Below are 25,407 nucleotides of genomic sequence, written 5' to 3'. Positions count from 1 at the left end.
TCGCCTCAAAGCCAGGACCACCATGCACCACTCAACCCACGACCTGCTCTCCCCCGTACCCGGCGTGACCCGCCAACTGCACAGCTTCCACTTCGGCCCGCGCGGTGGCGCCAAGGTCTATATCCAGGCCTCGCTGCACGCGGACGAACTGCCGGGCATGCTGGTGGCCTGGCACCTGAAGCAACGCCTGGCCGAGCTGGAGCAACAAGGGCGCCTGCGCCGCGAGATCACCCTTGTGCCGGTGGCCAACCCGGTAGGGCTGGAACAAGTGCTGCTGGATGCACCGCTGGGGCGATTCGAGCTGCAAAGTGGCGAAAACTTCAACCGCAAGTTCGTCGACCTTTCCGACACTATCGGCGACCAGATCGAGGGTCATCTGACCCAAGACCCCGAGCACAACCTGGCCTTGATCCGCGAATACCTGCGTCGCGGCCTGGATGCGCACCCGGCCCATACCCCCCTGCAAGCGCAACGCCTGACCCTGCAACGGCTGGCCTGCGATGCCGACCTGGTGCTGGACCTGCATTGCGACTTCGAGGCCGTCGAACACCTTTACACCACACCAGAGGCATGGCCGCAGGTCGAACCGCTGGCTCGCTATCTGGGTGCACAGGCCAGCCTGCTGGCCACTGATTCGGGCGGTCAGTCATTCGACGAATGTTTCAGCCTGGTCTGGTGGCAGTTGCAGCAACGCTTTGCCAAACGCTTCCCGATTCCGCTGGGTAGCGTGGCCGTAACGGTCGAGCTGCGAGGCCAGGCCGACGTCAGCCATGCGCTGGCGAGCAAGGATTGCCAGGCCATTCTCGACTACCTGACGCACCTTGGCGTCATCGACGGGACAGCCGCGCCCCTGCCACCTCTCCCCCGCACCGCCACGCCACTGGCAGCGGTCGAGCCGATATCGGCGCCATTGGGCGGCTTGCTGGTTTACCACGCTCGCCCAGGCCAGCTTCTGGAGGCCGGACAGTTGATCGCCGAAATCATCGACCCGCTCAGCGACCGGGTCACGCCGTTGCGCAACAGCCAGCCAGGTTTGTTGTATGCGCGCAGCGTACGGCGCATGGCGACTGCGGGCATGGTCATCGCCCATGTCGCCGGCGAGCAGGTCTGCCGCAGCGGCTACTTACTGGCCAATTGACCCGGTAAAACCAATCACGCGGGCCAGCAGTCTGAAGAAGCACAACCTTCGACGGACCGTTTGCCCGTATGACCGCCAACACAGACATCGCCAATGCCTGGTTCGCCGCACGCGGCTGGAAGCCCTTTGCCTTTCAGCGGCAGGTATGGGCGGCGGTCGGGCGCGGCGAATCCGGGTTGTTGCATGCCAGCACCGGCGCTGGCAAAACCTATGCGGTGTGGCTCGCCGCCTTGCGTGCCTATGCCCGCCCGGCGTCCTCGCAGCAGCCGGCGCCACTGCAAGTGCTGTGGGTGACGCCGATGCGGGCGCTGGCCGCCGATACTGCCCGGGCACTGCAGTTACCGCTTGCCGAGCTGGGCCTGAACTGGAGCGTTGGTGTACGCAGCGGCGACACCGGCAGCGCTGAACGCGCGCGCCAGGCCCGACGCCTGCCCAGCGCGCTGATCACCACGCCCGAAAGCCTCACCCTCCTGTTGACCAGGGCCCAGGCGCAGGAGGATTTTCGCAGCCTGCGCCTGGTGGTGGTGGATGAATGGCATGAGTTGCTTGGCAACAAGCGCGGGGTACAGCTGCAATTGGCACTCGCCCGCCTGCGGCGCTGGCAACTCGGGCTGGTGACCTGGGGCTTGTCCGCCACGCTTGGCAACCTGCCACACGCCCTGGATGTGTTGCTGCCCCAGGGCGGGCGCCTGGTAAAAGGGCGCCAGGACAAGCAGCTGCTCGTCGACACGTTGCTACCGCCAGCCATTGAGCGCTTCCCTTGGGCCGGCCACATGGGCCTGAAAATGCTGGAACCCGTGGCCCTGGAGCTTGAGGCCAGCGCCAGCAGCCTGGTGTTTACCAATACCCGGGCCCAGGCCGAGCTTTGGTACCAGGCGCTGCTGGACGCCCGCCCCGCCTGGGCCGGGCTAATCGCCCTGCATCATGCGTCGCTGGCCAGGGCAACCCGCGACTGGGTGGAGCTTAATCTCAAGCAAGGCGCACTAAAGGCGGTCGTGTGCACTTCCAGCCTGGATCTGGGCGTGGACTTTCTGCCGGTCGAGCGGGTGTTGCAGATAGGCTCCGCCAAGGGCATCGCGCGCCTGCTGCAACGCGCCGGGCGCTCGGGCCATGCGCCGGGGCGTCAGTCCCGTATCACCCTGGTGCCGACCCACAGCCTTGAACTGGTGGAGGCCGCAGCCGCCCGCAACGCTGTGGCGGCAGGCCATATCGAGGCTCGCCATTCACCGCGCTTGTGCATGGACGTTCTGGTCCAGCATTTGGTCAGCATGGCCTTGGGCAGCGGCTTTCAACCCCGGCAACTGCTGGCGGAAGTTCGCAGCACCTGGGCCTTTCGCGAACTGCGTGACAGCCAGTGGCAATGGGCGTTGGATTTCGTTTGCCATGGAGGCAGCTCACTGAGCGCCTACCCGGACTACCAACGTGTCGAAGCCCACCCCGACGGTGTGTGGCGGGTGGCCAGCGAGCGCCTGGCACGCCGCCATCGCATGGGCATCGGCACCATCGTCAGCGAAGCCAGCCTGCAGCTTAAATTCTGGAGCAAGGGCGGTGGTGGCAAAACCCTGGGCAGCGTCGAGGAGGCGTTCATTGCGCGGCTTCGCCCCGGCGATACGCTGGTGTTCGCGGGGCGCGTGCTGGAATTGGTACGCGTGGAAAACATGACCGCCTATGTGCGCCGCAGCACGGCCCGCAAGGCCGCGGTGGCGCGGTGGAATGGCGGGCGCATGCCATTGTCCAGCGAGTTGGCCGATGCGCTGGTTGCACAACTGGATGCCGCCGCCCATGGGCAGCATGACGGGCCAGAAATGCGCGCAGTGCGCCCACTGCTTGCATTACAGGCCCAGTGGTCGGCCTTGCCAACCACCCGAACGCTGCTGGCCGAAACGCTGACCACACGCCAAGGCTCACACCTGTTTCTGTATCCGTTTGCCGGGCGCATGGCCAACTTGGGCCTGGCCAACCTGATTGCCTGGCGGGTCAGCCGCGTGCAGCCATTGTCTGTTTCGATAGCTGTCAGTGACTATGGCTTCGAACTGCTCAGCCCCAGTGAAGTGGACTGGGCGAGATATTTGCCCGGGGTACTGTCTGTCGAAGCACTGCTGGAGGATGTGCTGGCCAGCCTCAATGCCGGAGAAATGGCCTTGCGGCGCTTTCGGGAAATCGCCCAGATTGCTGGTTTGGTATTTGGCGGCTACCCGTCAGCGCAAAAAAGCACCCGACAGATTCAGGCCTCCAGCGGGTTGTTCTATGAAGTATTTCGCAAGCATGACCCTGGCAACCTGCTGCTTGGCCAGGCACGGGATGAAATTTTGCGCGAAGAGCTGGATATAGAACGCCTGCACCGGCAACTTCTGAAAATGCAGGGCTTGCGGCTGGAGCTCAAGCACCTGCACCACCCAAGCCCACTTGCCTTCACCCTGTTGGTCGAAGGGATGCGTGAAACACTCAGCACCGAGAAACTGGCAGACCGCATCGCACGCATGGTCACCGACCTTGAAAAAGCAGCGAATCGACAACCATGAATGGACACCTGAGTATCGAGCACTGCGCTGAAACATTATGGTTGTTAGCGGATCGCGCCATTTACTGGCCGGCACAGCGCGCCTTGCTGGTGGCCGATGTGCATATTGGCAAAGCGGCCAGCTATCGAGCCCTTCACCAGCCCGTCCCGAAGGGCACCACCGCTGCCACACTGCAACGCCTGGACAGTTTGCTGGCCACCCATGACTGCGAACAACTGATCATTCTGGGCGACTTCCTGCACGCCCGCGCCGCCCGCACGCCTGCCACCATGGCTTTGCTGCAGGCGTGGCGCAACCGGCATCCATGCCTGCATGTGCGGCTGATACGGGGTAACCACGACCGCCACGCGGGTGATCCACCTGGCGAGTTGAACATCGAAGTCCACGATGAACCTTGGTTGTTAGGCCCTTTCGCCCTGCAGCATGAGCCAACGCCACACCCCGAGCGCCCGGTGCTGGCCGGCCACGTCCATCCTGTTTTCACGTTGCGCGGCCGCGCCAGGCAGCGCTTGAGGTTGCGCTGTTTCGTGATGCAAAGCCAAGTCAGCCTGCTGCCCGCTTTCGGTGAGTTCACGGGCGGATGGGATATGGAGCGCGCACCTGGCAGGCGGATTTTCCCGACAGGCGCGGATCAAGTCTGGACCGTGGCGGAGTGATCAGGCCACCGGTGCTGGAGGGGGCTCGTCAGGTAATGTCGGCTCCCCCGGCTCCATGGGCGGGTGCTCGCCAGGTTCTGGCGGCTGCGGGGTATCGGGGTCGGGCTGATGTGGAACCCCGCCCGCCGATAACGGCAGCGGATGGGCCAGCAACGACCATGGCAACAACCCCACCTGATTGGGTTGCAGCACAGCCAGCTTCGCGCTGATTGCAGGATGGAGTTTCATTGGCGGCTCCTGACGGGCGCCAGTGCACGTCATGCACACCGGCAGTTACTCCGTTGGAGTGCCAGAGGCGCGGGGAATTCCCCGCGCTCGTCGGTTCAGGTGCGTGGCAGGGTGACGCCGCGCTGGCCCTGATACTTGCCGCCACGGTCCTTGTAGGACACTTCGCACTCCTCGTCGGACTCCAGGAAGAGCATCTGCGCCACACCTTCGTTGGCGTAGATTTTCGCCGGCAAGGTGGTGGTGTTGGAGAACTCCAGGGTCACGTGGCCTTCCCACTCAGGCTCCAGCGGGGTGACGTTGACGATGATGCCGCAGCGGGCGTAGGTGCTTTTGCCCAGGCAGATCGTCAGCACGTTGCGCGGGATGCGGAAGTACTCGACGGTGCGGGCCAGGGCGAAGGAGTTCGGCGGGATGATGCAAACGTCGCTCTTGACGTCGACGAAGCTGCCCGCGTCGAAGTTTTTCGGGTCGACGGTGGCCGAGTTGATGTTGGTGAACACCTTGAATTCGTCGGCGCAGCGCACGTCATAGCCGTAGCTGGAGACGCCAAAGGAGATGACCCGGCTGTCTTGCTCACCGCGCACCTGGCGCTCGACGAACGGCTCGATCATGCCGTGTTCCTGCGCCATGCGGCGAATCCACTTGTCCGATTTGATGCTCATGGCGGGGGTGTCCTGAAGAGTTGCGAGGTGAAAAACGAAAGGCGCATCTTACCGGCCTCGGCGCTCAGGTTAAAGTTCCATACCGTATCCCGCGCCGGACGGGGCTTGCGGCCACCGCCGATCTGAATTTCATCAAACCCCATCTTGGAGATTGGCAGCTTGCGGAAAGTGGGTTAAGGTGGCGCCACTGTGCTGCACGTGACACCGAGAATCTCTAGTTTGATGCACGATCCTGATCGGCCCATCGCTGAATTTTCTGCTCTCTTTGCGCTCAGTCCCGGCCAGGAATTTTCCTGACCGTTAACAAATTGTCCAAGGAGACAGAAAAATGTCCAACCGTCAATCCGGTACCGTTAAGTGGTTCAACGATGAGAAAGGCTACGGCTTCATCACCCCTCAGTCGGGCGACGACCTGTTCGTGCACTTCAAAGCCATCCAAGCTGACGGCTTCAAAACCCTGAAAGAAGGCCAAGCTGTTACTTTCGTCGCTACCCGCGGCCAGAAAGGCATGCAGGCTGAAGAAGTTCAAATCGCCTAAGTCGATTTAGCTTCCTGCTTTCAAAAAAAACCCGCCTTCTGGCGGGTTTTTTTATGCTCCCACAACGATCAATCTTCGCTGATGGTAATGCTCGGCATCGCCGGTGCCGCTGCTTCCTGCAGCACAATCCGCGCACCGACCTGGCGCGCCAGCTCCTGGTAAACCATGGCTATCTGGCTTTCCGGCTCGGCGATCGCCGTGGGCTTGCCGCTGTCGGCCTGCTCGCGAATCAACATGGACAACGGCAGGGAGGCCAGCAGGTCAACGCCATACTGCGCTGCCAGCTTTTCACCACCACCCTCACCGAACAGGTGCTCGGCGTGGCCGCAGTTGGAGCAGATGTGCACAGCCATGTTCTCCACGACCCCCAGCACCGGGATGTTGACCTTGCGGAACATCTCCACGCCCTTTTTGGCATCCAGCAGCGCCAGGTCCTGAGGGGTGGTAACGATCACCGAGCCGGCTACCGGCACTTTCTGCGCCAGGGTCAGCTGAATATCACCGGTGCCCGGCGGCATATCGATCACCAGATAGTCCAGGTCATCCCAAGCGGTTTGCGTGACCAGTTGCAGCAGCGCGCCGGAGACCATCGGGCCACGCCACACCATCGGCGTGTTGTCGTCGGTGAGAAAAGCCATGGACATGACTTCCACACCATGGGCCTTGATCGGCACGAACCACTTCTGCTCGCGCACCTGCGGGCGGGTGCCTTCGGGGATGCCGAACATCACACCCTGGCTGGGGCCGTAGATATCGGCATCGAGAATACCCACGCGGGCACCCTCGCGTGCCAGCGCCAGCGCCAGGTTGGCAGCCGTGGTCGACTTGCCGACGCCGCCCTTGCCGGATGCCACGGCGATGATGTTCTTCACATTGGCCATGGCAGGCACTTGGGCCTGGGCCTTATGGGCAGCCACCACGCAGTCGATCGAAACCTGTGCCGACGTGACCCCTTCAAGGTTCTCGACGGCAGTCTGCAACACCTGCGCCCAACCGTTCTTGAACAGGCCCGCGGCGTAGCCCAATTGCAACTGCACGGTAACCTGCCCGCCCTGGATTTCGATGGCCCGCACGCAGCCGGCGCTGACCGGGTCCTGGTTCAGGTAAGGGTCGGTGTACTGGCGAAGCGCGCCTTCGACGGCGGCACGGGTGACGGCACTCATGGAGGCTCCCATTGGCAAACAAATAGTCAAACAGGCGCCTATCCTAACCCGTCAATCGTCAGCAGATGCGTCCTTGGGGTGAAATATATTCGCCAGCCCTTTATAGTTGCCGATCACCCTTCATTTTTACCCGAGCCAAATAAGTAGCCGAGCCACCATGTCCGAGCCACGTCAGATTCTCGTTACAAGCGCCCTGCCCTATGCCAACGGTTCCATTCACCTGGGCCATATGCTGGAGTACATCCAGACGGACATGTGGGTGCGCTTCCAGAAGCTGCGCGGTAACCAGTGCATCTACGTCTGCGCCGACGACGCCCACGGTTCGGCAATCATGCTGCGCGCCGAGAAAGAAGGCATCACCCCGGAGCAACTGATCGCCAACGTTCAGGCCGAGCACAGCGGCGATTTCGCCGACTTCCTGGTGGACTTCGACAACTTCCACTCGACCCACAGCGACGAAAACCGCGAGCTGTCGAGCTTGATCTACTCCCGCCTGCGCGACGCCGGGCACATCGCCACCCGTTCGGTGACCCAGTACTTCGACCCTGAAAAGGGCATGTTCCTGGCAGACCGTTTCATCAAGGGCACCTGCCCGAAATGCGCGGCCGAAGACCAGTACGGCGATAACTGCGAGAAGTGCGGCGCCACCTACGCCCCGACCGAACTGAAAAACCCCAAGTCGGCGATTTCCGGTGCCACTCCGGTATTGCGCGATTCGCAGCACTTCTTCTTCAAGCTGCCGGACTTCCAGGCCATGCTGCAGCAGTGGACCCGCAGCGGCACGCTGCAGGACGCCGTGGCCAACAAGCTGGCCGAGTGGCTGGATTCGGGCCTGCAGGAGTGGGACATTTCCCGTGATGCGCCGTACTTCGGCTTCGAAATCCCGGGCGAGCCAGGCAAGTACTTCTATGTGTGGCTGGACGCCCCGATCGGCTACATGGCCAGCTTCAATAACCTGTGCGCCCGCCGCCCGGAGCTGGACTTCGATGCGTTCTGGAGCGAGGGTTCCAAGGCCGAGCTGTACCACTTCATCGGCAAGGACATCGTCAACTTCCACGCCCTGTTCTGGCCAGCAATGCTCGAAGGCGCGGGCTTCCGCAAGCCAACCGCGGTCAACGTGCACGGCTACCTGACCGTCAACGGCGCCAAGATGTCCAAGTCGCGCGGCACCTTCATCAAAGCTCGCACCTATCTGGATCATCTGCAGCCGGAATACCTGCGTTACTACTACGCGGCCAAGCTTGGCCGTGGCGTCGACGACCTGGACCTGAACCTCGAAGACTTCGTACAGAAGGTCAACTCTGACCTGGTTGGCAAAGTGGTCAACATCGCCAGCCGCTGCGCCGGTTTCATTCACAAGGGCAATGACGGCGTAATGGTTGCCGGTGATGCTGCACCAGAACTGACCGAAGCGTTCCTTACTGCCGCCCCATCCATCGCTGAAGCGTACGAAGGCCGCGACTTCGGCCGCGCCATGCGTGAAATCATGGCACTGGCCGACCGTGCCAATGCCTGGATCGCCGACAAGGCGCCGTGGTCGCTGGCCAAGCAGGAAGGCAAGCAGGATGAAGTGCAGGCCATCTGCGCCCAAGGCATCAACCTGTTCCGCCAGCTGGTGATCTTCCTCAAACCGGTACTGCCGGTGCTGGCCGCCGACGCCGAGGCTTTCCTCAATGTCGCGCCATTGACCTGGAACGACCACCTGACCCGCCTGGAAAACCATCAGCTGAACCCGTTCAAGGCGCTGATGAGCCGCATCGAGCCAGCCAAGGTCGAAGCCATGGTTGCCGCCAGCAAGGAAGACCTGCTGGCCGCTGAAGCCAAAGCCCCGGCCGGCAACGGCGAACTGGCCAAAGACCCGCTCTCGGCCGAAATCGAGTTCGACACCTTCGCCGCTGTCGACCTGCGCGTGGCGCTGATCGTCAAGGCAGAGGCTGTGCCAGGCGCCGACAAGCTGCTGCAACTGACGCTGGACATCGGTGACGAGCGCCGCAACGTGTTCTCGGGCATCAAGTCGGCCTACCCCGACCCGTCCAAGCTGGAAGGCCGCCTGACCATGATGGTAGCCAACCTAAAACCGCGCAAAATGCGCTTTGGCGTGTCTGAAGGCATGGTCATGGCCGCAGGCCCTGGCGGCGAGGAAATCTACCTGCTCAGCCCGGACAGCGGCGCCAAGCCAGGCCAACGTATCAAGTAATATCCCAGCCCCGGCCTTTGCGCCGGGGCTTTTGTTTTGCACGCCCTTTATTGCCGGACACATCGTGTGTTTCCCGGCTATCGTCATTAGCATGAACGACTACGTCCTGGTTCTGGTCAGTGCCGCGCTGGTCAGCTCTCTCTACATGCTGCAACAGCCGGTTTCGCGGCTGCGGCTGCATGTGTTCGGCCTGGCGTGTGCGCTTGCGACCGTGCTTGGCGTCAGCGGTGGCTGCATGCTTGAGCGAATCGTTGTGGTGCCTATGCAGTTGCAGGGCCTGCAATTGTTTCTGTTGCTGCCTTGGCTGGCGTTGATTGCCTATGCCGTACCCGCAGGGCTGGGCAGATTACGGCCGGGCTGGCCCACCGCTGGGCTGGCATTGCCGGTGATGACCAATGCCTTGGTGCTGGGGCTGACACTGCACATCATCGACAATTCGACGGGGGGCTTTGCAACGCTGGGCGCAAGCATTCTGTCCGGGCTGGGGTTCTGGCTGGCGCTTGCCCTGTTCGACGACTTGCTGCAACGCGGCGACCACGATGATGTTCCTCACGCCCTGCAGGGATTGCCGCTGGCCCTTATAGGCGCTGGCGTCATGGTGATGGCATTTTCCGGGTTCAACGGGTTGTTCATGCAATGAACTCCATCCAGGCTGATCCTCGGCTACGCAGTGCAATGGGAGTGGTGCTGGTGGCCTGCGTACCAGGCTTGCTGGCCTCATTGTGGCTGCATGGCTGGGGCATGCTGTTCAACCTGTTGTTGTGCGCGGCCAGTGCCGCCGTTTGCGAAGCCGCGTTGCTGACGCTGCGCAAACAACCGGTGCTGCCGACATTGAGCGACGGCAGCGCACTGGTTACCGCCGTACTGCTGGCGGTTGCGCTGCCGGCCTTGGCACCATGGTGGTTGCCAACGATTGCCGCCATTGCCGCCATCGCTATTGGCAAACATGCCTTCGGCGGTGTTGGCCGCAACCCGTTCAACCCAGCCATGGTCGGGTTCGCATTCGTCCTGTTGAGCTTCCCCTTGCAGATGAATCAGTGGCCGGCTCAGGCGCCCGGCTTTATCGACAGCTTGGCGCCGGTGTTCGGCAACGCGGGCAAAATTGACGCCTGGGCCAGCCCGACCATACTGGACGCCCTGCGTCATAACCGCAGCCTGACCGTTGAAGAACTGTTTGCCAGCCACCCGGGGTTTGGCTCTCTCGGGGGCCGTGGCGTGGAATGGGTCAACCTGACGTTTCTGCTGGGCGGGTTGTTGCTGTTACAGCGCAAGGTCTGCAGTTGGCACACGCCAGCGGGTGTTCTGGCAGCTTTGTTCGTGTTCAGCTTGTTGGCGTGGAACGGTTCAGGGTCAGACTCCCATGGTTCGCCCCTGCTGCATCTGTTTTCCGGGTCGACGATGCTGGCGGCGTTCTTCATTGCCACAGAGCCAGTCTCAGGCCCGAAAAGCAACCAGGCCAAGTTGATGTTCGGGCTGGGCGTAGGCACGCTGATTTATCTGATTCGCACCTGGGGCAGTTACCCGGACGGCACTGCCTTCGCCATTTTGCTGATGAACCTCATGGTGCCGGCACTCGATCGCCTTGCCGCAGCGCGCCAGCAGGCCGCACGATGAAGCGAGTTGCACGTAACATCGCTTGGCTGCTGTTGGTTGCCGGCCTGTCCCTGGGTGTGACACTGCTCTGGCAACAATTTACCCAAGGTCCGGCCACAGAAGCCTTGCAACAATGGAAGGCCCGTCAGTTTCTGGCTGTGCTGCCGGCAACAAGCTATGACAACAAGCCATTGGACACGCCTATTCCCCTTCCCACCGACCAACCGCCCCAAAGCCGAATCACCGCCGCCTACCGAGCGATGCAAGGCACGGCAGCTGTGGCCGTGCTGTTTGTGAGCGAAGTACAGGGTTATGCCGCGCCCATCCGGCTGGCAATCGCCGTCCGCGCGGATGGACGCTTGATGGGCACACGCGTGATAGAACAGCGGGAAAGCCCGGGCCTGGGCGGACGCATCACCGACCCACAGGCCAGTTGGCTGTCGCAGTTCGCCAATCGTGGCCTGAGCGATCGCTGGGCACTCAAGCGTGATCAAGGTGATTTTGACCAGCTGGCCGGCGCGACGGTCACATCACGCGCCGTGATCGTGGCGCAGCAGGAGGCACTGCGCTACTTCGACCAACATCGCACCCTGCTGCTTGGAACCTCAGCGCATGAATAGTTTCTGCTTGCTGGCGGTGAGCCTCGCCCCCTTGCTGGGGGGCACGCAGACATTTAGCCAGGCAGTTGTCACGGGCTTGGCCATGATCACGCTGATTGCGCTTCATCAAACTTTCCTTGGCTTGTTGCGTAACAGGCTCGAGGGTAGCCTGTGCACGCTGGCGAACCTGTTGCTGGTTGCAGGCCTGACCAGTTGCCTGCAAATGGCGCTAAGCGCCTGGGCATTGCCACTGGCCATTAGCTTGAGCTTTTTCCCCACACTTGTCGCCCTGCAATGCCTGGCCACGGATGCCCTGCTACCCCGCGAGAACCGCTACCGGCAGTTACTGAAGTACCTGTGCGCACTGCTGGCAACCACCCTGCTGCTGGGAGCCATGCGCCAAGGGCTGGCCGAAGGGCTTGGCGTGCACCTGGCATCACTGCCAGCAGGCGGACTGTTGCTGCTCGCAGTGCTGCTGGCCTTGTACAATTGGCTGCATCCGGGGGCACTCCCCTCATGTCGTCAAGGAAAGCGCTGAACCCATGAATGCTGCCAAACGTCTGGAGATTTTTCGCAGGCTGCACGAAGACAATCCCGATCCGAAAACCGAACTGGCCTACACCACGCCATTCGAGTTGCTGGTTGCCGTGACCCTTTCGGCGCAGGCCACCGATGTTGGCGTTAACAAAGCCACAGCCAGGTTGTTCCCGGTAGCCAATACACCGCAGGCCATCTATGCACTGGGGGTCGAAGGCCTGAGCGAGTACATCAAGACCATCGGGCTGTACAACAGCAAAGCCAAGAACGTGATCGAGGCCTGCCGCCTGTTGATCGAACGCCACAACGGTGAGGTACCTGACACTCGCGAGGCGCTGGAAGCATTGCCGGGGGTAGGCCGCAAAACTGCCAACGTGGTGCTCAACACCGCGTTCCGCCAGCCTGCCATGGCGGTAGACACCCATATCTTCAGGGTCAGCAACCGCACGGGTATCGCACCGGGCAAAAACGTGCTGGAGGTGGAGAAGAAACTGCTCAAGTTCGTGCCCAAGGATTATCTACTCGATGCTCATCACTGGCTGATCCTGCATGGGCGCTACGTGTGCCAGGCGCGCAAGCCCCGCTGTGGTAGTTGCCGCATCGAGGACCTGTGCGAGTACAAGCAGAAGACATCTGACGATTGATAAGCTTGCGAAAATTTGCGCGGGGTGATTGAAAAAATCTTTTTTACCGGGCTTCGCTTTCTCGCTATAAGGACGGCCAATGGCCCTTTGGCTTGGAGCGACTCATGAGTACCGATAAAGACGAACTGTCGATCGAAGATGACTTTGCCACCGCTGATGATGAAGCGGAGCCGCAGGTGGAAACCGCGAAAACCAACCTGAGCAAACGCCGCACCATTGACAACCTCCTTGAAGAGCGACGCCTGAAAAGGCAACTCACCGATTTCGACTACGACTTGTAGCCAAACAGAAAGCCTCCCTCTCGGAGGCTTTCTGCTTTTTGGGGGTCAAGTTATGCCATGCCGCTGAGCCAGTTCAATCAGGTCCACCAGTGAGTGGGCATTGAGCTTGAGCAGCAGGCGGGTCTTGTAGGTGCTGACGGTCTTGTTGCTGAGGTACATGCTATCGGCAATCTCCTTGTTTGATTTCCCGCGCGCCAATTGTTGCAGCACCATCATTTCCCTGGCCGACAGGCGATCGACCATTTCCTGTTCGCTGGCGCCGCCCACACGCCCCCGCGACTTGTGCAATGCCTGGTTTGGGAAATAGCTGTAACCAGAGAGCACGGCCTTGATGGCGCTGAGCAGCTCTGTCAGTTCCTGCTGCTTGCACACATAGCCTGAAGCCCCTGCCTGCATGCAACGCATCGAGAAGTGGCCGGGGGCTTGCGATGTCAGCACCAGTACCCGGCTACCCGGGCTGGCCGAAGCCATGCGGGCGATGACTTCGAGCCCGTCGAGTTTGGGAATGCCGATATCCAGTACCACGATGTCGGGCAAGTGTTCCCTGGTAAGTTGCAAGGCTGCTACGCCGTTGTCGGTTTCCGCGACCACATCGTAGCCATGCCGCTCCATCAGCATGCGCACTGCCAAGCGTATGACCGGGTGGTCATCCACGATTAGGACTTTATTCATGCGATATCCATTCATTCATTATTTTGCTTTGACGACACCTCACCATAACCGAGCAACACACCCAATGGCGTGTCAATTTCTCGCTCAAATACACGAATAGATCAGCCTTACGTCTGTTTAGGAAATTTCCTACAAAAATAAGTAGCCCCGCTCAACTACGGGCCAAGTGAGATCACAAGCACGCTCAAGTTTCCGTTTTCCAGCCTCTTTTGATGAATTAAACATCAACATCAAGGATTACCCTCTACCAGTGCAGCCCGGCGCTGCACGCACGGTAAAGCACGGCAAGCGAATGAATACCCCGGAAAGACTCCACAATTTAGTCGAGAGCAACACTAGGATATTGATGAGGCAACCGCAGGAGGGCCCTCATCATGACGACAAGACAACCCGTAGCTCCGTTGACCATTATTGCTGTCTTCGCCGGCATCATTGAATCCTCCGCGCTGGCAACACTGCCGTTTCTCAGCGAAGAAAGCCAAAGCCTATACACGTGGTTTCTGGTGGGATTCCCGTTTTTTCTTACTGCGTTATTTTTTCTTACACTTAATTTTAATTACAAATCACTTTACAAGCCGGAGCATGAACCTGTCGCGGCTCATGCAATGGCCCATTCACCGCTCTTTTCACAGTCGCCTCACGCCGAACCTGGCCGAATGCATTTCAACCACGCGGCGGATCCAGTCACCGTCATGCTGTCCGGTCCGGATGCTCAAAAAATGATCGAGCAACAAGTATTGCAAGCGCTTACACATACACCTGACACAGGCGGCAACTGGGTGTTTTGCAACTTGGACAAACAATTGTGCTTCAGGCTGTCCGCGGGGGAACTTCCACCCAATGCGGCGCATTTGAAGAGTTGACCTGATTTGCAGGCATGAAAAAACCGGCCGAAGCCGGTTTTTTCATGCCTGCAATGGCTTAAAGCAAACCGCGGCCCTTGTTGGCTGCGATGCGCATGCGCAGTGCATTCAATTTGATGAAGCCGGCAGCGTCAGCCTGGTTGTAAGCACCGCCATCTTCCTCGAAGGTCGCGATGTTGGCATCGAACAGCGAGTCGTCCGACTTGCGGCCGACAACGATGACATTGCCTTTGTACAGTTTCAGGCGCACAACACCGTTAACGTTGACCTGGGAAGCGTCGATCATCTGCTGCAGCATCAGGCGCTCCGGGCTCCACCAGTAGCCGGTGTAGATCAGGCTGGCGTACTTCGGCATCAGCTCGTCTTTCAGGTGAGCGACTTCGCGGTCCAGGGTGATCGACTCGATGGCACGGTGTGCCTTGAGCATGATGGTGCCGCCCGGGGTTTCGTAGCAGCCGCGCGACTTCATGCCTACGTAACGGTTCTCGACGATGTCCAGACGGCCGATACCGTTGGCGCCGCCAATGCGGTTCAGTTCGGCCAGCACGGTGGCTGGGCTCATGTCGACACCATCGATGGCGACGATGTCACCATTGCGATAGGTGAGCTCGATGTAGGTAGCGACATCCGGTGCGTTCTCCGGAGAGACGCTCCAACGCCACATGTCTTCTTCGTGCTCGGTCCAAGTGTCTTCCAGCACGCCGCCTTCATAAGAGATGTGCAGCAGGTTGGCGTCCATCGAGTACGGCGACTTCTTCTTGCCGTGGCGCTCGATCGGGATACCGTGCTTCTCGGCGTAGTCCATCAGCTTCTCGCGGGACAGCAGGTCCCACTCACGCCATGGCGCGATAACCTTGACGCCGGGCTTGAGCGCGTAGGCGCCCAGTTCGAAACGGACCTGGTCGTTGCCCTTGCCGGTTGCACCGTGGGAAATGGCGTCGGCGCCGGTTTCGTTGGCGATTTCGATCAGGCGCTTGGCGATCAGCGGGCGAGCGATGGAAGTACCCAGCAGGTACTCGCCTTCGTAGACGGTGTTGGCGCGGAACATCGGGAAGACGAAGTCACGCACGAATTCTTCGCGCAGGTCGTCGATGTAGATCTCTTTGACACCCATTGCCTGCGCTTTGGCGCGGGCCGGCTCGACCTCTTCGCCCTGACCCAGGTCAGCGGTGAAGGTCACCACTTCGCAGTTGTAGGTATCTTGCAGCCACTTGAGAATCACCGAAGTATCAAGGCCGCCGGAATACGCCAGTACGACCTTTTTTACGTCCGCCATGCCATCACTCCACGGGGTTGTACGGAAAAGGCCAGAGTCTACCGGCCTTGCCGACAAATTTACAGTGGGGCGACAGCTTGTGACGACAAAGCGACAGGAAGTGTCGAGGGCGCGACTTGTTGGGCTATGGCTTCAGGGCGCCTTGGCAGCCGGCGCTGCAGCCGCGGGGCTCGCAGGGGCAACAGGCGGTTGTACCACTGGCTGCACTGCCGGTTTCTCTACCGGCGTTACTCGATCCAGTTCAATATTGACACGGCGATTGCGCGCCCGGTTGGCCGCACTGTTGTTCTTCACCAACGGATAACGCTCGCCATGGAAGCGTACGACAATCTGCTCCTCTGGCACGCCATGGGCCTTGAGGTAGTCGGCAACGGCCAGTGCACGACGACGCGAGGCATCACGATTGTTCAGGCGGTTGCCACTGTTGTCCGAGTGGCCGTTGAGCTCGATGTGGTTAACCGTCGGGTCGGCCTTGATGTAGTCAAGGATCACATCGAGCCGCGCTCGGGCCGAGGCATCCAGATCAACGCCGCCACTCGGGAACCCCACCTGCGTCTGGCGTACCTGATCGTAATTCATCGCAAGCATCTTGCCAGCACACGCCTGATAGTCGCTGTACGCCTTGGCAAAGCTGACGGGCAGAACACGCACTTCCATCACTCGCCCCGCCTCACCCGTGTAATTACGCACCACGGTGCTGCGCCCATCGAGCAAACCGTTGATCAAACGGCTGGCCTGCCCCTGAGATGACGTGAACAGTACACCGTTGCGCGCCATGCGCACGGCCCCGAGGTTGATATCACCCCGGCCTGGTTGCCATGGCGCGGCGGCAGCCAACAACGTGGCCGTCCCCGACCCCAGCACATTGCTGTCCGAACGCAGTTGAAACACCGGTTGCTCGCCGGCCCTGCGTACGAACTCACCACTGCCAAAACCGTCAATCGGCTGGATCAGGCGGCATTCGAACTGGTCACCCTCGACTTTCCAGGCGATGTTCTCCATGCGGGTCTGGAAGGTCAGTGCGCCGGCCGGCAGGCTGGCGAACAGGGTCAACAGGGCTAGATAACGCTGGCGCACGGGCGGCTCCACAAATTCTGACGGCTTACAGGCAGGCTAACGGCCGCCAGCCGGAAAACTTGATAGCCGTGCTCGGTTCAGGGTTTTCCGGTAGCATTGGAGGCCTGAGTTCGACCCGCCTGGAATCCCCAATGTCCGATCGCCTGACCCTCCTGCGCCCCGACGACTGGCACATCCATCTGCGTGATGGTGCCGTCCTGCCCCATACCGTTGGCGATGTGGCGCGTACTTTCGCCCGTGCCATCATCATGCCCAACCTGGTTCCGCCGGTACGCAATGCCGCCGAAGCTGGCGCCTACCGTGAGCGCATTCTGGCCGCACGCCCGGCCGCCAGCCGCTTCGAGCCGCTGATGGTGCTGTACCTCACCGACCGCACCAGCCCCGAGGACATCCGCGCTGCCAAGGCCAGCGGCATCGTGTACGCCGCCAAGCTGTACCCGGCAGGCGCCACGACCAACTCCGATTCGGGCGTGACCAGCATCGACAACATCTTCCCGGCCATCGAGGCGCTGGCAGAGGTTGGCATGCCATTGCTGGTGCATGGCGAGGTGACCCGCAGCGAGATCGACGTGTTCGACCGCGAAAAGCGTTTCATCGACGAGCATATGCGCCGCCTGGTCGAGCGTTTCCCCACGCTCAAAGTGGTGTTCGAGCACATCACCACCGGCGATGCCGCGCAATTCGTCACCGAGGCTCCGGCCAACGTTGGCGCGACCATCACTGCCCAGCACCTGCTGTACAACCGCAACCACATGCTGGTTGGCGGTATTCGCCCGCATTTCTATTGCCTGCCGATCCTCAAGCGCAACACCCACCAGGTGGCGCTGCTGGATGCTGCTACCAGCGGCAACCCGAAGTTCTTCCTCGGCACCGACTCGGCGCCGCACGCCCAGCATGCCAAGGAAGCCGCCTGCGGCTGCGCCGGTTGCTACACCGCCTACGCCGCCATCGAGATGTACGCCGAGGCGTTCGAGCAGCGCAATGCCCTGGACAAACTGGAAGGTTTCGCCAGCCTGCACGGCCCGGCGTTCTATGGCCTGCCAGTGAACACCGACACCATCACGCTGGTTCGCGAAGAATGGACCGCCCCGGCCAGCCTGCCGTTTGGCGAGCAAACCGTCATCCCGCTGCGCGCCGGTGAGAAACTGCGCTGGCGCCTGCTGGAGGACAACGCGTGAGCGAAGACCTTTACGACGAAGATCAGGACGGCCAGACCGGCGGTGGTTCGCGCCATCCGATGGCAGAGCGTTTCCGTGGCTATCTGCCGGTTGTGGTGGATGTCGAGACAGGTGGTTTCAACAGCGCAACTGATGCCCTGCTGGAAATTGCTGCAGTCACCATCGGCATGGACGATAAAGGCTTCCTGTTCCCGGAGCACACGTACTTCTTCCGTGTAGAGCCCTTCGAGGGCGCCAATATCGAACCGGCCGCGCTGGAGTTCACAGGCATCAAGCTGGACCACCCACTGCGCATGGCGGTGAGCGAAGAAAGCGCACTGACCGATATTTTCCGTGGTGTGCGCAAGGCGCTCAAGGCCAACGGCTGCAAGCGGGCGATCCTGGTCGGCCACAACAGCAGCTTCGACCTGGGCTTCCTGAATGCTGCGGTGGCCCGCAACGACCTCAAGCGCAACCCGTTCCACCCGTTCTCCAGCTTTGATACGGCCACCCTGGCTGGTTTGGCGTATGGCCAGACCGTACTGGCGCGGGCTTGCCAGAGTGCCGATATCGATTTTGACGGGCGCGAAGCGCATTCGGCGCGGTATGACACCGAGAAGACAGCAGAACTGTTCTGCGGCATCGTCAACCGTTGGAAAGAGATGGGCGGCTGGCGGGATTTCAACGACTGAGCTGCGATTTTGGGGGCGCTGTGCGCCCCTTTCCGACCGGTCCGGCGCCCCGGCAAGGCCGCTCCCACACGGACCGCGCAAGCCCTGCGGCGGACTATGTGGGAGCGGCCTTGTGTCGCGATAGGAGTGCGAAGCACTCCCCATAAAAAACCGGCCACAAGGGCCGGTTTTTTTCATGCGCGCGGCAATTACAGCTTGCCAGCGTTCTCGCTCAGGTAGGCCGCAACGCCTTCTGGCGAAGCGTTCATGCCTTTGTCGCCTTTCTTCCAGTTGGCAGGGCAGACTTCGCCGTGCTCTTCGTGGAATTGCAGCGCGTCGACCAAGCGCAGCAGTTCGTCCATGTTACGGCCCAGCGGCAGGTCGTTGATGATCTGCGAGCGGACAACACCGTTGGTGTCGATCAGGAAGGCGCCACGGAAGGCTACGCCGCCCTCGGACTCAACGTCGTAGGCTTTGCAGATTTCGTGGGTCATGTCGGCTGCCAGGGTGTACTTCACCTGGCCGATGCCGCCGTTGTTGACCGGGGTGTTACGCCAGGCGTTGTGGGTGAAGTGCGAGTCGATCGAAACGCCGATCACTTCAACGTTGCGCGCCTGGAAGTCAGGGATGCGGTTGTCCAGGGCGATCAGCTCGGACGGGCAGACGAAGGTGAAGTCCAGTGGGTAGAAGAACACCAGGCCGTACTTGCCCTTGATGGCCGAAGCCAGGTTGAAGCTGTCGACGATCTCGCCATTGCCCAGCACGGCCGGTACGGTGAAATCGGGGGCTTGTTTGCCAACGAGTACGCTCATTGCAATCTCCTGATGAGAGTTAAGAATCGTTTGCCGGGCAGGCCCGACATCCAACAAAGGCCGACCATCATACACGGCTTCGGATGACAGGCCGAACTCAACCGCCGGTCGCCGGGGCACAATCTTTACTCATCGTGTTTTGACAAGCATTCTCATTACCATTACTCTCCATCTCATCGACTCAACCAGCGATGGTCAGCCTCTATGTATGTGTGTCTCTGTGTCGGCGTTACCGACGGACAGATCCGCGATGCGATCTACGAAGGATGCTGCAGCTACAAGGAAGTCCGGGCCGCGACTAATGTCGCCAGCCAATGTGGCAAATGCGCCTGCCTGGCCAAGCAGGTGGTTCGCGAGACCCTCACCGAGCTTCAGGTGAGCCAGCAAGCCGCCCTTTCCTACCCGGTAGAATTTACCGCCGCGTAAACCCGAATTTAAAGAACCGGACCTTGTGTCCGGTTTTTTTATGCCCAAAATTCAATAAGTTAGCGCTTTAACGCGGTTCACAAACATTCTTATTCCTATTAATTTTCACTTATTATTCAATAACTTAGGTTTGACACACCCAACTATCAGGCTCAAACTTCTCTGTATCGGCACACTTCTACAGGGCAGGAACCCGTCATGAAAGGCGACAAAAGCGTCATCCAGCATCTCAACAAGATCCTCGGAAACGAGCTGGTCGCAATCAACCAGTACTTCCTGCACGCGCGCATGTACGAAGATTGGGGCCTGAATAAGCTCGGCAAGCACGAGTACAAAGAATCCATCGACGAGATGAAGCACGCTGACAAACTGATCAAGCGTATTCTGTTCCTTGAGGGCATCCCGAACGTTCAGGACCTGGGCAAGCTGCTGATCGGCGAAAACACCAAGGAAATGCTTGAGTGCGACCTGAAGATCGAGCAGAAGGGCTTGAAAGACCTGAAGGAGGCCATCGCCTTCTGTGAAAAGCATGGCGATTTCGGTTCGCGTGACATGCTCGAAGACATCCTCGAGTCCGAGGAAGAGCACATCGACTGGCTGGAAACTCAGCTGGGCCTGATCGAGAAGATCGGCATCGAGAACTACCTGCAGTCGCAGATGGGCGAAGAGTAAGTTTTCTTCGCGCACAAAAAAGCTGGGGCCGCTGTGCGGCCCCAGCTTTATTTCAGGCTAGTTAAGCCTCGGAAGCCTTGGCCTTTGCAGCCGCTTCCTTGATCAGGGTTTGCAGCTCACCCTTCTCGAACATTTCCAGCATGATGTCGCTACCGCCGACCAGCTCACCGGCAACCCACAGTTGCGGGAAGGTCGGCCAGTTGGCGTACTTGGGCAGGTTGGCGCGGATTTCCGGGTTCTGCAGGATGTCGACGTAGGCGAACTTTTCGCCACACTGCATTACTGCCTGCGAAGCGCGCGACGAGAAGCCACACTGCGGGGCATTCGGCGAGCCTTTCATGTAAAGCAGAATGGTGTTGTTGGCAATCTGCTCTTTGATCGTTTCGATGATATCCATGTAGCACCTCGGCTGAACTTTCCGACGCGGTCGTCGGCACGGTGACGCATTGTATCGGAAAGCCGAGCGGCGTGCTCGGCCTTGCCATCACTCACGCGGCCTCTACCTGCACAGGCACACCATTGAGTGCCGCATTGCCGGACACCTCATCGCGCAATCGCTCATCGGTCAGGTCGTTGGCGCTCACACCCGGCTGCGCCCCGGCCACCTGAAGTTGCACACCTTGGCGGCCATGGCCAAAACCGTGGGGCAGGCTGACGACGCCAGGCATCATTTCTTCGCTCGCCTGTACGTCCACCTCCAATATCCCTGTGCGCGAACGGATGCGCACGCGCTGGCCGTCCTGCAAATGCCGCTGCTGCAGGTCTTGCGGGTGCATGAGCAACTGGTGACGTGGCTTGCCTTTGACCAGCCGGTGGAAGTTATGCATCCAGGAGTTATTGCTGCGCACGTGCCGGCGGCCGATCAGCAGTAACTCTCCAGGGGCTGGCGGCGCCTGCATTGCCAGGCGTTGCAAGTCGGCCAGCAACACCCCCGGCGCAGCTTCCACCGCTTTGCTGGCGGTCGCCAGGCGCTTGCCCAGGCTGGCGCGCAGTGGCCCCAGATCAAGGCCGTGGGGGTGTTCATCCAGGGCTTGCAACGACAAGCTGTGTTCAGACGCCTCGCCATACGGCCCCATGCGCAAAGCCCGGTCGATCATCTGTGAGGGCGGGATGGTTGGCTTGAGTTCAAGTTCGGCGCGCTCGGCAAAGGCGCGTGCCAGGCCAACAAAAATCTCCCAGTCATGCAGCGCCCCCTGCGGCTTGCTCAGGATCGCCCGGTTGAAACGGGTAACGTTGCGCACCGCCAGCAGGTTGAAGGTACTGTCGTAATGGTCGTTCTCCAGTGCCGAGGTGGACGGCAGGATCAGGTCGGCGTGCCGGGTGGTCTCGTTGATGTACAGGTCGATGCTGAGCATGAAGTCCAGCCCTTCCAGCGCAGTATCGAGCTGCCGACCGTTGGGCGTGGACAGCACCGGGTTGCCAGCAACGGTGACCAACGCGCGGATCTGGCCTTCGCCAGGTGTGAGCATTTCTTCGGCAAGCGCTGCGACTGGCAACTCACCGCCATACTCGGGCAAAGCCGAAACCCGGCTCTGCCAGGCGTTGAAATGCCCACCCGAGGTAGTTGCCACCAAGTCTACAGCCGGCTCGGTACACAGCGCGCCGCCAACCCGGTCGAGGTTGCCGGTGACCAGATTGATCAACTGCACCAGCCAGTGGCACAGCGTGCCGAACGATTGGGTGGATACACCCATGCGGCCGTAACACACTGCCTTGTCAGAGGCAGCGAACTCGCGCGCCAACTGGCGTATCTCGACTGCTTCGATGCCGCAATGGGCGCTCACGGCTTCGGCACTGAAGGGCGCGATTGCCTCACGCACCTGCTGCAGGCCGTTGACCTGCAGATGCGAACCACGGGCAAGGCCTTCTTCGAACAGGGTGTTGAGCAGGCCACACAGCAAGGCCGCATCGCCGCCCGGCCGAACGAACAGATGGCGGTCGGCCATGGCTGCTGTTTCACTGCGGCGCGGGTCCACCACCACAAGCCGCCCGCCGCGTGCTCGCAGGGCTTTCAGGCGCTTCTCCACGTCCGGGACGGTCATGATGCTGCCATTGGAGGCCAGTGGGTTGCCGCCAAGAATCAGCATGAAGTCGGTATGGTCGATGTCCGGGATGGGCAGCAGCAGGCCGTGGCCATACATCAGGTGGCTGGTGAGGTGTTGAGGCAACTGGTCCACTGATGTGGCCGAAAAGCGGTTACGGGTTTTGAGCAGGCCGAGAAAATAGTTGCTGTGGGTCATCAACCCATAGTTGTGCACGCTCGGGTTGCCTTGATACACCGCCACGGCATTGCGTCCATGTGCCTGCTGCACGGCCCAAAGCCGGTCGGCCGCCAGCGCAAATGCTTCCTCCCAACCGATGGCCAGCCATTGATCGCCCACACGCTTGTGAGGCCCGCGCAGGCGGTCGGGGTCGTTCTGGATATCCTGCAAGGCCACCGCCTTGGGGCAGATATGGCCACGGCTGAACGGGTCCAGTGGGTCGCCTTTGATCGAACTGATCAACGCCTGGCCGTCAGCCTCGTGGCTGACTTCGATATTCAACCCGCAAATCGCTTCGCACAGGTGACAGGCACGGTGATGCAGGGTCTTGGTCATGGCCGCCTCTGCCTTGTTGTTTGTCCAGCCTCGACTATGCGCCGCGGCCCTGGCAGCTGCCAGCGGCCTTCGCCGCGTGAATCCCCCGACATCAGGCACACGATTTGCGACAGCTATTTGCCAAATCGACGGCAAGCCGTGTACAACCTTCGTGTAGCAAATAAAAAACAGCACCGCCCGGCGGGTCAAGACACCCTTTGCAACATCCTTTGAAACGGGTAGCTGTTTCCCCTCTTGGTTTCAGGCGACATTTAATTATAGTATTGCGCCTTTCCCTATTTCGTCCGCCCCGTGCGGCTTACGCCGCAGGTCACTCCCGTTGTCAAAAAAAACCATACGGTCGACCTGCATACCGTTGCAGATAAGGTAGTCAATCATGAGCGCTAGGCACTTTCTCTCCCTGCTGGATTTCACCACCGACGAATTGCTCGGTGTGATCCGCCGAGGCATCGAGCTGAAGGACCTGCGCAAGCGCGGCGTGCTGTTCGAGCCTTTGAAAAACCGCGTGCTGGGCATGATCTTCGAAAAGTCCTCCACGCGTACCCGCGTATCGTTCGAAGCCGGCATGATCCAGCTCGGCGGCCAGGCCATCTTCCTGTCCCCGCGTGACACGCAGCTGGGCCGTGGCGAGCCGATCAGCGACAGCGCCATCGTGCTGTCGAGCATGGTCGATGCGGTAATGATCCGCACCCACGCCCACAGCACCCTCACCGAATTCGCCGCCAACTCGCGCGTGCCAGTGATCAACGGCCTGTCCGACGAATCGCACCCGTGTCAGCTGCTGGCCGACATGCAGACGTTCATCGAGCACCGTGGCTCGATCCAGGGCAAGACCGTTACCTGGATCGGCGATGGTTTCAACATGTGCAACTCGTACATCGAGGCCGCCCGGCAGTTCGATTTCCAACTGCGCATTGCATGCCCAGAGGGCTACGAGCCCGACCAGCGCTTCCTGGACTTGGGCGGTGAGCGCGTGCAGATCATCCGTGATGCCAAGGACGCCGTGCGTGGCGCACACCTGGTGGTCACCGATGTCTGGACTTCCATGGGCCAGGAGGAGGAAACTGCACGGCGCCTGGCGCATTTCGCGCCTTATCAGGTCACCCGCGAACTGCTCGACCTGGCGGCACCCGATGTCCTCTTCATGCACTGCCTGCCCGCCCACCGTGGCGAGGAAATCAGCCAGGACCTGCTCGGCGACCCACGCTCGGTTGCCTGGGACGAAGCTGAAAACCGGCTGCATGCACAGAAGGCGCTTCTTGAATTCCTTGTAGAACCGGCTTACCACCACGCATGAGTCAACCCCTACTGCTCAACCTGCGCAACCTCGCCTGTGGCTACGGCGAGCAGCGCATCGTCCAGAACCTCAACCTGCACCTGAACGCAGGCGACATCGGTTGCCTGCTGGGTTCCTCGGGTTGCGGCAAAACCACCACCCTGCGCGCCATCGCCGGCTTCGAGCCGGTGCATGAAGGTGAGATCCAGCTGGCGGGCGAGGTCATTTCCCGGGCCGGCTTTACCCAGGCACCGGAAAAGCGCCGTATCGGCATGGTGTTTCAGGACTACGCCCTGTTCCCGCACCTGACCGTGGCGCAGAACATCGCCTTCGGCATTGCAAAACACCCGCGCCAGGCGCAGGTGGTCGAAGAGATGCTGGAACTGGTCAAGCTCGGCGGCCTGGGCGGGCGCTACCCGCACGAGCTGTCCGGCGGCCAGCAACAGCGTGTGGCACTGGCCCGGGCACTGGCGCCGGAGCCACAATTGCTGCTGCTTGACGAGCCGTTCTCCAACCTCGATGTGGAGCTGCGCCGTCGCCTCAGCCACGAGGTGCGCGACATCCTCAAGAGCCGAGGCACCAGTGCCATCCTGGTTACCCATGACCAGGAAGAAGCCTTTGCGGTCAGCGACCACGTCGGCGTATTCAGGGAAGGCCGCCTGGAACAGTGGGACACGCCGTACAACCTGTATCACGAACCGCAGACACCGTTCGTGGCCAGCTTCATTGGCCAGGGCTACTTCATTCGCGGCCAGATGAGCAGCCATGAGGCGGTCAATACCGAACTGGGCGAGCTGCGCGGTAACCGTGCCTACATCATGGCGCCCGGCAGTTCGGTCGATGTGCTGCTAAGACCGGACGATATCGTGCATGCCCCAGACAGTGCATTGCGGGCAAGTATCGTGGGCAAGAGCTTCCTCGGTGCTTCGACGCTGTACCGCTTGCAGTTGCCGACGGGAAGCCAGCTGGAAGCGATTTTCCCAAGCCACATCGACCATCAGGTGGGTGAGGAAGTAGGGATTACCGTGAAGGCGGACCACCTGGTGCTGTTCCCGGTGCCGGGGAGTGTCGCGGCGCAGTTGCCACGGCAGGAAAACGGGGTTCGTCGGTACAGTTCGGCGACCTGACAGTCGGTACTGGGGGCTGCTTT

At 60.8% G+C, this 25,407-nt stretch carries 27 protein-coding genes; 18 read left to right on the top strand and 9 right to left on the bottom strand.

The annotated features are described in order from the left end of the window. Positions 1-22 precede the first annotated feature (22 nt). The 3 genes from PVV54_RS05720 to pdeM all read left to right on the top strand — a co-directional run bounded on the left by PVV54_RS05720 (position 23) and on the right by pdeM (position 4,316). Positions 23-1,138, top strand: a complete 1,116-nt coding sequence (locus PVV54_RS05720) for a succinylglutamate desuccinylase/aspartoacylase family protein (RefSeq protein WP_274909004.1) — start codon at positions 23-25, stop codon at positions 1,136-1,138. A 68-nt stretch (positions 1,139-1,206) separates the two neighbouring features. Next, the gene (locus PVV54_RS05715; protein ID WP_274909003.1) at positions 1,207-3,660 is read left to right on the top strand and encodes a ligase-associated DNA damage response DEXH box helicase; all 2,454 of its coding nucleotides are present in this window, start codon (positions 1,207-1,209) and stop codon (positions 3,658-3,660) included. Further along, positions 3,657-4,316 (top strand): ligase-associated DNA damage response endonuclease PdeM, encoded by a 660-nt coding sequence (gene pdeM / locus PVV54_RS05710; RefSeq protein WP_274909002.1) that lies wholly within the window; start codon positions 3,657-3,659, stop codon positions 4,314-4,316. Before PVV54_RS05715 ends, pdeM begins: the two co-directional genes overlap by 4 nt. Here the strand turns inward: pdeM and PVV54_RS05705 are convergent, their stop codons facing one another. Beyond that, complete coding sequence (locus PVV54_RS05705; RefSeq protein WP_274909001.1) at positions 4,317-4,544, bottom strand: hypothetical protein; 228 nt, start codon at positions 4,542-4,544, stop codon at positions 4,317-4,319. A gap of 95 nt (positions 4,545-4,639) precedes the next feature. Then, the gene (gene dcd / locus PVV54_RS05700) at positions 4,640-5,206 is read right to left on the bottom strand and encodes a dCTP deaminase (RefSeq protein ID WP_008096785.1); all 567 of its coding nucleotides are present in this window, start codon (positions 5,204-5,206) and stop codon (positions 4,640-4,642) included. Between the two features lie 328 nt (positions 5,207-5,534). Here dcd and PVV54_RS05695 point away from each other — a divergent pair, with 328 nt between their 5' ends. Then, the gene (locus PVV54_RS05695) at positions 5,535-5,744 is read left to right on the top strand and encodes a cold-shock protein (RefSeq protein WP_016488765.1); all 210 of its coding nucleotides are present in this window, start codon (positions 5,535-5,537) and stop codon (positions 5,742-5,744) included. 68 nt (positions 5,745-5,812) lie between these two features. Here the strand turns inward: PVV54_RS05695 and apbC are convergent, their stop codons facing one another. Further along, on the bottom strand, positions 5,813-6,907 hold the full coding sequence (gene apbC, locus PVV54_RS05690; RefSeq protein WP_274909000.1) for an iron-sulfur cluster carrier protein ApbC: 1,095 nt from the start codon (positions 6,905-6,907) through the stop codon (positions 5,813-5,815). A 157-nt stretch (positions 6,908-7,064) separates the two neighbouring features. On the opposite strand from apbC, the gene metG reads away from it, so the two are divergent. The 7 genes from metG to PVV54_RS05655 all read left to right on the top strand — a co-directional run bounded on the left by metG (position 7,065) and on the right by PVV54_RS05655 (position 12,758). Continuing rightward, positions 7,065-9,104, top strand: a complete 2,040-nt coding sequence (gene metG, locus PVV54_RS05685) for a methionine--tRNA ligase (protein WP_274908999.1) — start codon at positions 7,065-7,067, stop codon at positions 9,102-9,104. A gap of 91 nt (positions 9,105-9,195) precedes the next feature. Beyond that, positions 9,196-9,744, top strand: coding sequence for an Rnf-Nqr domain containing protein (locus PVV54_RS05680; protein WP_274908998.1), 549 nt, complete (start codon positions 9,196-9,198; stop codon positions 9,742-9,744). Beyond that, positions 9,741-10,718, top strand: a complete 978-nt coding sequence (locus tag PVV54_RS05675; RefSeq protein ID WP_274908997.1) for an RnfABCDGE type electron transport complex subunit D — start codon at positions 9,741-9,743, stop codon at positions 10,716-10,718. The genes PVV54_RS05680 and PVV54_RS05675 overlap by 4 nt, the downstream gene beginning before the upstream one ends. After that, entirely contained in the window at positions 10,715-11,317 is a 603-nt protein-coding gene (locus PVV54_RS05670; protein WP_274908996.1) for an RnfABCDGE type electron transport complex subunit G, read from the top strand. Before PVV54_RS05675 ends, PVV54_RS05670 begins: the two co-directional genes overlap by 4 nt. Next, the gene (locus tag PVV54_RS05665) at positions 11,310-11,834 is read left to right on the top strand and encodes an Rnf-Nqr domain containing protein (RefSeq protein ID WP_274908995.1); all 525 of its coding nucleotides are present in this window, start codon (positions 11,310-11,312) and stop codon (positions 11,832-11,834) included. The genes PVV54_RS05670 and PVV54_RS05665 overlap by 8 nt, the downstream gene beginning before the upstream one ends. Positions 11,835-11,838: 4 nt before the next feature. Beyond that, positions 11,839-12,477, top strand: a complete 639-nt coding sequence (gene nth, locus PVV54_RS05660) for an endonuclease III (RefSeq protein ID WP_274908994.1) — start codon at positions 11,839-11,841, stop codon at positions 12,475-12,477. A gap of 104 nt (positions 12,478-12,581) precedes the next feature. Further along, positions 12,582-12,758: a PA3496 family putative envelope integrity protein gene (locus PVV54_RS05655; protein WP_274908993.1), complete on the top strand. Its 177-nt coding sequence runs from the start codon at positions 12,582-12,584 to the stop codon at positions 12,756-12,758. Positions 12,759-12,803: 45 nt separating this feature from the next. Here the strand turns inward: PVV54_RS05655 and PVV54_RS05650 are convergent, their stop codons facing one another. Then, positions 12,804-13,430, bottom strand: coding sequence for a response regulator transcription factor (locus tag PVV54_RS05650; protein WP_274908992.1), 627 nt, complete (start codon positions 13,428-13,430; stop codon positions 12,804-12,806). Positions 13,431-13,804: 374 nt separating this feature from the next. Here PVV54_RS05650 and PVV54_RS05645 point away from each other — a divergent pair, with 374 nt between their 5' ends. Next, positions 13,805-14,293 (top strand): hypothetical protein, encoded by a 489-nt coding sequence (locus PVV54_RS05645; protein WP_274908991.1) that lies wholly within the window; start codon positions 13,805-13,807, stop codon positions 14,291-14,293. 58 nt (positions 14,294-14,351) lie between these two features. Here the strand turns inward: PVV54_RS05645 and PVV54_RS05640 are convergent, their stop codons facing one another. After that, positions 14,352-15,569 carry an argininosuccinate synthase gene (locus PVV54_RS05640; RefSeq protein WP_274908990.1) on the bottom strand — a complete coding sequence of 406 codons (1,218 nt, stop codon included), beginning with the start codon at positions 15,567-15,569 and terminating at the stop codon, positions 14,352-14,354. 132 nt (positions 15,570-15,701) lie between these two features. Further along, positions 15,702-16,646 carry a flagellar protein MotY gene (locus tag PVV54_RS05635; protein ID WP_274908989.1) on the bottom strand — a complete coding sequence of 315 codons (945 nt, stop codon included), beginning with the start codon at positions 16,644-16,646 and terminating at the stop codon, positions 15,702-15,704. Positions 16,647-16,777: 131 nt separating this feature from the next. On the opposite strand from PVV54_RS05635, the gene pyrC reads away from it, so the two are divergent. Both pyrC and rnt read left to right on the top strand, forming a co-directional pair. Continuing rightward, the gene (gene pyrC, locus PVV54_RS05630; protein ID WP_274908988.1) at positions 16,778-17,824 is read left to right on the top strand and encodes a dihydroorotase; all 1,047 of its coding nucleotides are present in this window, start codon (positions 16,778-16,780) and stop codon (positions 17,822-17,824) included. A gap of 59 nt (positions 17,825-17,883) precedes the next feature. Then, on the top strand, positions 17,884-18,495 hold the full coding sequence (rnt, locus tag PVV54_RS05625) for a ribonuclease T (RefSeq protein ID WP_446731452.1): 612 nt from the start codon (positions 17,884-17,886) through the stop codon (positions 18,493-18,495). A gap of 188 nt (positions 18,496-18,683) precedes the next feature. Here the strand turns inward: rnt and PVV54_RS05620 are convergent, their stop codons facing one another. Continuing rightward, positions 18,684-19,286: a peroxiredoxin gene (locus PVV54_RS05620; RefSeq protein WP_008099573.1), complete on the bottom strand. Its 603-nt coding sequence runs from the start codon at positions 19,284-19,286 to the stop codon at positions 18,684-18,686. A 204-nt stretch (positions 19,287-19,490) separates the two neighbouring features. Here PVV54_RS05620 and PVV54_RS05615 point away from each other — a divergent pair, with 204 nt between their 5' ends. Together PVV54_RS05615 and bfr are read left to right on the top strand one after the other, a co-directional pair. Then, a complete protein-coding gene (locus tag PVV54_RS05615; RefSeq protein ID WP_274908986.1) occupies positions 19,491-19,712 on the top strand; it encodes a bacterioferritin-associated ferredoxin in 222 nt (73 codons plus the stop codon). A gap of 198 nt (positions 19,713-19,910) precedes the next feature. After that, on the top strand, positions 19,911-20,384 hold the full coding sequence (gene bfr / locus PVV54_RS05610) for a bacterioferritin (RefSeq protein ID WP_274908985.1): 474 nt from the start codon (positions 19,911-19,913) through the stop codon (positions 20,382-20,384). Between the two features lie 61 nt (positions 20,385-20,445). Here the strand turns inward: bfr and grxD are convergent, their stop codons facing one another. Together grxD and PVV54_RS05600 are read right to left on the bottom strand one after the other, a co-directional pair. Continuing rightward, entirely contained in the window at positions 20,446-20,781 is a 336-nt protein-coding gene (gene grxD, locus PVV54_RS05605) for a Grx4 family monothiol glutaredoxin (RefSeq protein WP_274908984.1), read from the bottom strand. 91 nt (positions 20,782-20,872) lie between these two features. Next, a complete protein-coding gene (locus tag PVV54_RS05600; protein ID WP_274908983.1) occupies positions 20,873-22,981 on the bottom strand; it encodes a molybdopterin oxidoreductase family protein in 2,109 nt (702 codons plus the stop codon). A gap of 376 nt (positions 22,982-23,357) precedes the next feature. Between PVV54_RS05600 and argF the strand changes: the two genes are divergently transcribed. Together argF and PVV54_RS05590 are read left to right on the top strand one after the other, a co-directional pair. Next, complete coding sequence (argF, locus tag PVV54_RS05595) at positions 23,358-24,278, top strand: ornithine carbamoyltransferase (protein ID WP_274908982.1); 921 nt, start codon at positions 23,358-23,360, stop codon at positions 24,276-24,278. Continuing rightward, positions 24,275-25,384: an ABC transporter ATP-binding protein gene (locus PVV54_RS05590; RefSeq protein WP_274908981.1), complete on the top strand. Its 1,110-nt coding sequence runs from the start codon at positions 24,275-24,277 to the stop codon at positions 25,382-25,384. Before argF ends, PVV54_RS05590 begins: the two co-directional genes overlap by 4 nt. Positions 25,385-25,407: the final 23 nt, after the last annotated feature.

Source organism: Pseudomonas sp. PSKL.D1 (assembly GCF_028898945.1).
GTDB lineage: Bacteria > Pseudomonadota > Gammaproteobacteria > Pseudomonadales > Pseudomonadaceae > Aquipseudomonas.
Note: the sequence above shows the minus strand (reverse complement) of the source record. Positions and strands in the feature narration are given on the sequence as shown.